Origin of the sequence: uncultured Anaerovibrio sp., from assembly GCF_947302755.1 — a bacterium.
Lineage (GTDB): Bacteria > Bacillota > Negativicutes > Selenomonadales > Selenomonadaceae > Anaerovibrio.
Genome location: NZ_CAMYWM010000102.1, coordinates 1 through 9,083, shown reverse-complemented (window position 1 = coordinate 9,083; position 9,083 = coordinate 1). Strand labels below are relative to the sequence as shown.

The 9,083-nt window shown below is 49.8% G+C and carries 9 protein-coding genes; all 9 read right to left on the bottom strand.

What is annotated here, in order from left to right:
- Nucleotides 1–67 precede the first annotated feature (67 nt).
- Complete coding sequence (locus Q0Y54_RS09570) at nucleotides 68–886, bottom strand: M15 family metallopeptidase (RefSeq protein WP_297966899.1); 819 nt, start codon at nucleotides 884–886, stop codon at nucleotides 68–70.
- A gap of 87 nt (nucleotides 887–973) precedes the next feature.
- Nucleotides 974–1,921 (bottom strand): ABC transporter ATP-binding protein, encoded by a 948-nt coding sequence (locus Q0Y54_RS09565; protein WP_297966897.1) that lies wholly within the window; start codon nucleotides 1,919–1,921, stop codon nucleotides 974–976.
- Nucleotides 1,914–2,903 carry an ABC transporter ATP-binding protein gene (locus Q0Y54_RS09560; RefSeq protein WP_297966894.1) on the bottom strand — a complete coding sequence of 330 codons (990 nt, stop codon included), beginning with the start codon at nucleotides 2,901–2,903 and terminating at the stop codon, nucleotides 1,914–1,916. Before Q0Y54_RS09560 ends, Q0Y54_RS09565 begins: the two co-directional genes overlap by 8 nt.
- Before the next feature lie 20 nt (nucleotides 2,904–2,923).
- Nucleotides 2,924–3,826 carry an ABC transporter permease gene (locus Q0Y54_RS09555; RefSeq protein ID WP_297966891.1) on the bottom strand — a complete coding sequence of 301 codons (903 nt, stop codon included), beginning with the start codon at nucleotides 3,824–3,826 and terminating at the stop codon, nucleotides 2,924–2,926.
- The gene (locus Q0Y54_RS09550; RefSeq protein WP_297966890.1) at nucleotides 3,823–4,752 is read right to left on the bottom strand and encodes an ABC transporter permease; all 930 of its coding nucleotides are present in this window, start codon (nucleotides 4,750–4,752) and stop codon (nucleotides 3,823–3,825) included. The genes Q0Y54_RS09555 and Q0Y54_RS09550 overlap by 4 nt, the downstream gene beginning before the upstream one ends.
- 41 nt (nucleotides 4,753–4,793) lie before the next feature.
- Nucleotides 4,794–6,071: a serine hydrolase gene (locus Q0Y54_RS09545; RefSeq protein ID WP_297966886.1), complete on the bottom strand. Its 1,278-nt coding sequence runs from the start codon at nucleotides 6,069–6,071 to the stop codon at nucleotides 4,794–4,796.
- A 12-nt stretch (nucleotides 6,072–6,083) separates the two neighbouring features.
- Nucleotides 6,084–6,758: a L,D-transpeptidase family protein gene (locus tag Q0Y54_RS09540; protein ID WP_297966883.1), complete on the bottom strand. Its 675-nt coding sequence runs from the start codon at nucleotides 6,756–6,758 to the stop codon at nucleotides 6,084–6,086.
- Nucleotides 6,759–6,843: 85 nt separating this feature from the next.
- Nucleotides 6,844–8,085, bottom strand: a complete 1,242-nt coding sequence (locus Q0Y54_RS09535; RefSeq protein WP_297966880.1) for an adenosylhomocysteinase — start codon at nucleotides 8,083–8,085, stop codon at nucleotides 6,844–6,846.
- Between the two features lie 149 nt (nucleotides 8,086–8,234).
- Nucleotides 8,235–8,990, bottom strand: a complete 756-nt coding sequence (surE, locus tag Q0Y54_RS09530) for a 5'/3'-nucleotidase SurE (RefSeq protein ID WP_297966877.1) — start codon at nucleotides 8,988–8,990, stop codon at nucleotides 8,235–8,237.
- Nucleotides 8,991–9,083 lie beyond the last annotated feature (93 nt).

The following is a 9,083-nucleotide window of genomic DNA, read 5'->3' as shown; positions in this document are numbered from 1 at the left end:
CCTACGGCACAGTGTGAGCTTAGTGTTCGTGTAAGGACGTAGTGCGAAATAAGGTTTCGCATTACGTTTATTTTTTCATATCGTCAATGGTGAAATTGAAGTAGGTCTGTGGATAAGGCTCATTCTTCAGGAAGAAATGCCACCACTCTGTATCTATTGGTTCAAAGCCGTGGTTTATCATGGCTTCCCGTAAAAGCATCCGGTTGTTGAACTGCTCTTCGGTAATTTGCTCCTCCTCTGGAATGAACTCTCCCTCAAAATCCCCTGTATAGGTACCGGTTTCCGGGTCACCGCACCAGGTGGGATGGCTTTCCAGACCGAAGTGGTCAAAGGTGCCCCCCATATCCACTTCCTTGCCGGTATTCATGTCAAACAGGGTCAAATCAATGGCGGAGCCCCGACTGTGACCGGATTTGGCGTCAATATAGCCATCGGCAAACAATCTGGTCTTGTCCACCTCGGGATAAAAATAGTCCTTCATCCGCTTGTCGTCCAAATCCTCCGCCCAGGCCACAAAATTATCCACGGCCCGCTGTGGACGATAGGCATCAAATACCTTCAGACGATAGCCCTGCTGCTTCACGTCATCGGACACGGCCTTCAGGGCCTCGGCGGCCTCCCGTGACATCAAAATACTGGGCTGGGTGTAGCCATTGATCCGATCCCCTACAAAATTGTAGGTAGAAAAATACCGGACCTCCTGAATAATATCCGGCACCACATCAGACAGCACCACGAACCCTGTAGGGTCATTTACGCTTACACTGCGGGCCGGTGGCGTTGCAACATTTGGATTGGTCACGTCCGTAGCCTGGGCCTGCATAGGCATAAATACCCCGGTGGCTAATATCATACCGCCCATAAGACCTAACAATTTCTTGTTCATTTTCATTATCCCCCTTAATGCTTTTATACTATATCTTTTTATTCTTGCCAAAAAATGATTTTCCTGCCAAAGAAAAAATGTTACAACTTAATACAGATGGCAGGCCACCTGATGGCCCTCAATATGCTTTATCTCCGGGCACTTAGTCCTGCATAATTCCGATGCCTGTTCACACCGGGGAGCAAAGGGACAGCCCTGGCCGTTATAGGTGCCGACCTCCCCCCGTATCAGGGAAATATCCTGCCGCACATTGGGGTCCGGTACCGGTATGGCGGCCAGCAGGGATTTGGTATAGGGATGCATAGGGCTGGTATACAAGGACTCGGCATCGGCCAGCTCCATTATTGAGCCCATATACATTACCGCCACCCTGTCGCTGATATATTTAACCATAGCCAGGTCATGGGCAATAAACAGATAGGTGAGCCCCAGCTCCTTTTGGAGCCTGCGCATAAGATTTACCACCTGGGCCTGAATGGAAACATCCAGGGCGGAAATGGGCTCGTCGCAAATAATGATATCCGGATTGACGGCCAAAGCCCGGGCAATGCCTATACGCTGCCGCTGACCGCCGCTGAATTCATGGGGAAACCGGTTGGCCTGCTCCCGGCTCAAGCCCACTAATTCCAGTAATTCATAGACTCGTTCCCCTTTGGCCTTATCATTATCATATACACGATTTATTTCCAGGGGCTCGGCAATGATTTCCCCTACAGTCATCCGGGGATTAAGGCAGGCATAGGGATCCTGAAAAATCATCTGAATGCGTTTATCCGGGCCCTTGGACAAATCCAGCTTTTCCCCATGGAGATAAACCTCACCGGCAGTGGGCTTATAAATTCCCATAATGGTCCGGCCAGCGGTGGTTTTGCCGCAGCCGGATTCCCCCACCAGCCCCAGGGTTTCTCCCGGGTTTATATCAAAGGAAATGCCGTTTAGTGAATAGGCGTATTCCTTAGGGCGTCCCCAAAAGCTCTTCTTGGTCACAAAGTGCTTTGTTATGTTTCTTACAGAAAGCAATGGCTTACTACTCATTTGGCCCCTCCTCTCTGTCACGCACCGGCAGCCAACACTCCACATAATGATTATCACCAATATCCTGTGCTATGGGGCGGCATTGGGCACATACCTTCATGGCCATACTGCAGCGGGGAGCAAAGCTGCATCCCTCAATAGAATACAGCAAATCCGGTGGCTGTCCCTCAATAACCGGCAGCTCTGTACTATTATCATTATCCACCCGGGGCAGGGATTTTAACAGCCCCATGGTATATGGATGCCGGGGCTTGTGGAAAATCTCCCGGACACTGCCCTGCTCCACAATTCGTCCGGCATACATCACATTTACCCGGTCACAAATACGGGCAATAACCCCCAAATCATGGGATACCAGCACAATGGACATATTCATTTCCCGGCGCAGTTCCTCCAGCAGGGCCAAAATCTGGGCCTGAATGGTCACATCCAGGGCGGTGGTAGGCTCGTCGGCAAAGAGCAGCTTGGGCTTACAAATAAGGGCCATGGCAATCATGACCCGCTGACGCATGCCGCCGCTGAATTCATGGGGATAGGCCTTCATCCGGTCCTCCACCCGGGGTATGCCAACCCGCTTTAACAGGGCCACCGCAGTATCATGAGCCTGTTTTTTACTAATTCCCTGGGCCTTGATGATACCTTCGGTCATTTGCTGACCAATGGTCAATACAGGGTTCAATGAGGTCATGGGGTCCTGAAAAATCATGGCCATGGAGGTGCCCCGATATTTTGTCATTTCCTTATTGGAAATATGGGTAATATCCTGATTTAAAAGCTTAATGCTGCCTTCCTTTATAAAGGAGTTTTCCTGAGGCAGAAGGCCCATTACCGCATGGGCAGTTACGCTTTTTCCGCAGCCGGATTCCCCCACCAGCCCTACGATTTCTCCCTCACCTACACTGAGGCTGACCCCCCGGACGGCATTAATATCCCCCCGATAGGTATGGAAGCCTACGGATAAATCCTTAATTTCTAAAACCATAGTTTCTAGCTCCTCCTATCTTAACGGCGCATCTTTGGGTCCAGCGCATCCCGCAGGCCATCACTGAAGAAATTAATGGCCACCGCCGGGAAAAAGAGCTGGAAGGGATAAGCCCGCATGGTGTTAATTCCATCGTTGCACAATACTCCCCAGCTGGCCATAGGGGCGGACACCCCCAGGCCGATGAAGCTCAAAAAGGCCTCGGTGAATATGGCGTCGGGTATGGACAGGCTCAGGGAAACGATGATTACGCCTACCGCATTGGGAACTAAGTGCCTGAATAAGATGCGGCGGGAGCTGGCCCCCATACTGCGGGCGGCCAATACGAATTCCTGCTCCTTGATTTTCAGCACCTCACCCCGGACGATACGGGCCATTTGCAGCCAATAGCTGATGCCCAGGGCAATGTAGATATTCAACAGCCCCGGCTTAAACACCACCATAAGCAAAATAACGTATAACAGGGTGGGCACGCTGTAGAGAATATCCACGATATTCATCATGATACGGTCTGTCCGGCCGCCCACAAAGCCGGAAATACCACCGTATAACACGCCGATAAACAGGTTTATGAGACTGGCCACCACCCCTATGGACAGGGATATCCGGGCCCCATACAGGACGCGGATAAACATATCCCGTCCCAGGTTATCCGTGCCAAAATAATGCTCCATGGAGGGAGGCAGATTGGTTTGGGATAAATCCTGATCTGCATAGGAAATGCCGGAGACCATGGGTATAAAAATAGCCGACAGCATCATAAACAGGATAAAGCCCATGCCCAGCATGGCTGCCCGGTCCTTTTTCAGGCGAATCCACGCATCCTGCCAATAGCCGGTGGAGCTTTTCCGGTCCTCCTGAAGGTTATGGGACAATGCCGAGGGGTCCAGGGGAGAAAAATCATATTGTGTATTCATGTTCATTCCTCCCCTCCTTCAAGCTTAATTCTCGGGTCAAGCAGGGGATAAATAATATCCACCAGCATGTTCATAAGAATAATAATGGCACTGTAAAATATGGTTACACCCAAAATAACCGTATAATCCCGGTTATAAATGCTGGTAACAAAATAACTGCCCAGGCCCGGAATGGCAAAAATCGTCTCAATAACGAAGCTGCCGGTTAATATACTGGCCACCATGGGCCCTACATAGGTTACTACCGGAATGAGGGCATTGGGCAGGGCATGTTTAAACAATATATAGCCTGTACCCAGGCCCTTGGCCTTGGCGGTTTTTATATAGTCCTGGCCCAGGACATCCAGCATACTGGAGCGGGTCAGCCGGGTAATAAAGGCCATGGGCATCGCCGCCAGGGCAATGGTGGGCAAAATCCGATTGGTCCAATCATTCCACATGGCAGCCGGCAGCCAGCCCAGCTTCATGGCAAAAACGTCCACCAATAAAGCCGCCAGAACAAAGCCCGGCACTGCAATACCCAGGGTGGTCAAGAAATTAACGGTGCGATCCTGCCAGCGGTTGCGCCGAAAGGCCGCCAATACCCCAGCAGGTACGCCGAAGCACAGGGAGACCACAATGGCCTCCATACCCAATTCAAAGGACACGGGAAAGCTTTCGCCGATAATATCATTTACGGAGCGACCCACGTATTTAAAAGAGGGCCCCAAATCACCGTGCAGAATATTGTCCACGTAGTCAATATACTGGGTGGACAGGGGATCGTTTAATTTATAGCGGGCCTCAATATTGGCCTTGACAGCCGGCGGCAGGTTTTTCTCGGCAGTAAAGGGTCCACCGGGTATGGCATGCATAAGAAAAAAGGTTACGGTCATAACAATCCATAACACAATTACCGAATTTATTATTCGCTTACCTAGATAATTTAGCACTTTGGTATCCTCCCCAAAATGTCAGCTGCATAAAATGTCAGCTACAGAAATTGACAAAGAGCATCCGTCAATTTTTCTTCCCAAATAAAATTATTGCTGAACTCCCCATGACTTCGCTTATCCTCCTCGGCCATGCCCTGGCCGTTCATAATATATACAAAGCCATCCCTGGTGCCAGGGATAAAAAACATACCGGAATACAGGCCAAAGGCCTGGCCGGTATGACCAATCAGGAAGATATCCTGCTGGTGGCATAACCGGGCCGGGGAATCACCCCGTATCTGATACAGTCCCAGGCCATAGGACAACAGGGTATCGTCACCGGTATCGCCGTTGTGTCCGTTGAAGCTCCATTGGGACCTGGTCATTTCATTTATGGAGGTTTCCGACAAGAAGCTATTGCCGCGGAACTCCCCCTTGTTCATCAGCATGCTTAGGGCATTGTACATCCCCTCCAGAGAGATGCGCAAGCCTCCCTGGGGGGCAAAGAGGGTGGCATTGGTGCCGGGTACATAATTGTCCAGGGAATAAACCCGGGGATCATCATGAAGGGCATAGGGATTTTGCATGGTTACTGTATCCCGGGCCGGCTTCACCCCCCGAAAATCATCCATTACCGGCCGCCATGGCATATCGTCCCGCCAGAGGCCCTGGATATCCCGTTTTTGGTAAAGGGTCCCCAGGCCCGCAAATTCATTGAGGGATAAATTTCCCGGCAAATATCCCCCATCAATATCCAGCGGGGACAAAACCTGAGCCTGCATATAATGGTCAAAGCGCTGGCCGGTTACCGCCTCAATTATGGTGCCCAACAGGCCATAATTAAGGTTGCAATAGCAGAAATATTCCCCCACAGGCTCACTGGCCGGGGAAAAATGGGCCCCCTCCTCATAAAATTTCCCCTCGGGAATAAAAAAGGCTCTTACGGAATATCCCGGCGGAATGCAATAAACAATACCATCCCGCAGGCCCGAGGTATGGCTGGCCAGCATTCTCACCGTAATTTTGCTATGGGGAAAGGCCGGATGGCGTAATTGAAAGCCCAGATAATCGCTGATATCATGATCCAGGTCCAGCCTATCCGCCTCCACCAGCTGCATAATGGCATATATGGTAAATTGCTTGGACACTGAGGCAATGCGGAACAGGGAATCGGCCTTGAACAGCTTGGACTCGGCCCCAAAGGCCCCATAGCCCCCACAATAGGAAAAGACGGGACGACCCTCCTTTATGAGTACCGCTCCCAAGCCCGGTACCTGGGTATAGTGATTGCCCACCATGCCCCGTAAATCGTTTTCCAATAAATCAAACTCATCCATGAAGCCGCCTCGTTATGCCGGATATATGCATATGCGCACATTATTGTCCACATGCTGTAAAATCCTTATCATATCCTGCTCACTAACTGCAATACAGCCCAGGGTATAGTCGTATTCCCCCAGACAGTGAAGGAATATATATGAACCAAGACCTGGTACACACTCCCGATTGTAGGTCAAAAACAGGCCATAATTAAATTGGGGCGCACCATCGTTCATAGGATCCAAATTCAAGGCTTTCAACACGTCATTGGGAATTTTTCGATCGTCAATCAGCTTATTGTAATAGGGGCCATCGGCGCAGAAAATATGCTCATCAAACAGGAGATAATCTGCCTTGGTGCCAGGATTTGGCTTAATTCCCCCAGCAGTAAAGATACCGAAATCCCCCTCAGGCGTTTTCTTATCCCCTTCCTTTTTCTTGCCTAAACCATTTTTGCCGGTGATACCCTCACACTTTAATACCAGACTCCATTGTTGGTCATTATCCTTTTCATACAGCTTAACATCAGCCTTGCTGCTGCCCTTATACTGGACGAAAATAACCTGCTTTACACAGGGTATTTCACTGTATACCCTCAGCTTTTCCTGCCAAAAGGGCTTTTCACCAGCAGCGGCGGCCTCAGCTATAACAGATCCCCTGCAGCTTAAAAGGAGACATACTATGGCAAATATAAATAGCTTCATGATTAAGCACCAACCTTTCAAATAAGAAAAGAGGCTTCTAAAAACCTTTAGAAGCCCATAGGAATTTGACATACCTAACGCATATTTAGCATTGATGCAGATAAGCGTACTGCTCAGGAGTCAGTTCGTCAATCTCGATGCCCATGGCAGCCAGCTTAAGCTTGGCAATCTTCTGGTCGATTTCCTCCGGCAGAACATATACCTTATTTTCCAGCTTCTCATGGTTCTCTAAAATATACAGGGCAGAGAAGAACTGCACACCCCAGGACAAATCCATAATCTCAGCCGGGTGACCATCGGCGCAGGCCAGATTTACCAGACGCCCTTCCCCTAAGAGATAAAGCTTTTTGCCATCAGCAAATTTGAATTCCTCAATACCGTTCTTCACCTGCTTGCGGGACTCCGTCATGGCCTCCAGCTCCGGAATATTGATTTCCACATCAAAGTGGCCGGAATTGGCCAAAATAGCCCCATTCTTCATGGAAGCAAAATGACGCTCACGGATAATATCCTTATCGCCGGTAAGGGTCAGGAAAATATCCCCCACCTTGGCCGCCTCATCCATGGGCATTACCCGGAAGCCGTCAAATACGGCCTCAATGGCCTTTACAGGATCCACCTCGGTGATGATAACGTTGGCCCCAAGGCCCTTGGCCCGCATGGCCCCACCCTTGCCGCACCAGCCATAGCCGGCGATGACCACGGTTTTGCCGGCCACAATCAGATTAGTGGCCCGGGTAATACCCTCCCAGGTGGACTGGCCGGTGCCGTACCGGTTGTCAAAAAGGTATTTGCAATAGGCATCGTTGGCGGCCAGCATAGGGAATTCCAGCTTGCCGGCAGCCTCCAGGGCCTTATCCCGCAGAACGCCGGTGGTAGTTTCCTCAGAGCCGCCAATAATCTTGGGCAACAGCTCCCGACGGTCATTATGGAGACGGGAAATCAAATCCCCACCATCGTCCATAATAATATCCGGCTCCGAATCCAAAGCCAAATCTATATATGCATCGTATTCCTCCATGGTACAGCCGTGGTGGGCCAAAACCGTTACACCGCCTTCAACCAGGGCTGCACATACATCGTCCTGGGTGGATAATGGATTAGAGGCTGTGGCAATAACCTCGGCACCGGCATTTTTCAATACCAGGGCCAAATAGGCGGTCTTAGCCTCCAGGTGCATGGTCATAACCATCCGCTTGCCGGCAAAGGGCTTGGATACGGAATATTCATCATTTATGGCCTTCATAACAGGCATAAAGTTCTTTACCCAATTAATTTTATCGTGTCCAGAAGGTGCTAATTTAATGTCTTTGATTTTTGATTCCATAGTATAGTACGCCTCCTAAATGGTATTTACATTGCCTTCCCCTCCGGGACGCCACTGAAATGAGCCAGCCCCTAGGGAGGGAAGGTGGGAACGAAGTCAATGGATAAGCTTCAACCATTAATAATTAATTATATCATTATTCGGTATAGTTATAAAGCTTTTCCTGCCCTATCAGCCAACATTTTGTGGTCAGCCACCTTAAGGCGGATTGGTGTTACAGTAATATTACCCTTGTTGCAGAGCACCACATCGGAAACCGGGCTGTTTCCCTCGTCGATTATGTCCCCCTCCACTATATAAAAGATGCGGCCAGACTGATCTTTTTTGGGAAGATAGGCATTTTCATAATTTCGGATGCCCTGATAGGCCCACAACCATTGAAAATCCTCAGCCAGCTTAACGGGGAAATTGATATTCAGCAGGTACTCTCTATCCTCCCCCTCCAGCTTTATAAGCTCCGGCAGCTTCTTCACCAATTCAGTGGCCACCTGGTCAAAGGTCATAACAGGATGATAGTTGAGGGAAACGGCTATGGATTTGATATTATGGATAAAGCCTTCCTTGGCGGCTCCCACTGTACCGGAATATATCAGGTCAGTCCCCAGATTGGAGCCATCATTTATACCTGAGATAACCAAATCCGGGAATTTGTTTTCATCATTTTTCAGGATGCCCTCCAAATACAGCTTGACGCTGTCCGCCGGGGTTCCGCCAATACCATAGGCCTCTATGCCGTAGGCTTCCATCAAGGACTTATATTCATCCACGTAAATGCGCTGTCCTACGGCACTTTGCTGGCTGGCCGGGGCCGCCACCACCACCTCATGATCCGTATATAGGTGCTTGACCAGTGCCTCAATACCCGGGGACTGAACCCCATCGTCGTTTGTAATAAGAATCCTCATAATCCACACCCTTCTTACATAAAAAAAAGGTTGGAACAGCATCCAACCTGGTAAGTTCATAGTGGTGACCCACCGGGGACTCGAACCCCGAAC

Excerpts from the sequence above, each read along its gene's own strand:
- Q0Y54_RS09565 (WP_297966897.1), bottom strand. The coding sequence starts at position 1,921 with ATGAGTAGTAAGCCATTGCTTTCTGTAAGAAACATAACAAAGCACTTT.
- surE (WP_297966877.1), bottom strand. The coding sequence starts at position 8,990 with ATGAGGATTCTTATTACAAACGACGATGGGGTTCAGTCCCCGGGTATT.
- Q0Y54_RS09570 (WP_297966899.1), bottom strand. The coding sequence starts at position 886 with ATGAACAAGAAATTGTTAGGTCTTATGGGCGGTATGATATTAGCCACC.
- Q0Y54_RS09560 (WP_297966894.1), bottom strand. The coding sequence starts at position 2,903 with ATGGTTTTAGAAATTAAGGATTTATCCGTAGGCTTCCATACCTATCGG.
- Q0Y54_RS09535 (WP_297966880.1), bottom strand. The coding sequence starts at position 8,085 with ATGGAATCAAAAATCAAAGACATTAAATTAGCACCTTCTGGACACGAT.
- Q0Y54_RS09540 (WP_297966883.1), bottom strand. The coding sequence starts at position 6,758 with ATGAAGCTATTTATATTTGCCATAGTATGTCTCCTTTTAAGCTGCAGG.
- Q0Y54_RS09545 (WP_297966886.1), bottom strand. The coding sequence starts at position 6,071 with ATGGATGAGTTTGATTTATTGGAAAACGATTTACGGGGCATGGTGGGC.
- Q0Y54_RS09555 (WP_297966891.1), bottom strand. The coding sequence starts at position 3,826 with ATGAACATGAATACACAATATGATTTTTCTCCCCTGGACCCCTCGGCA.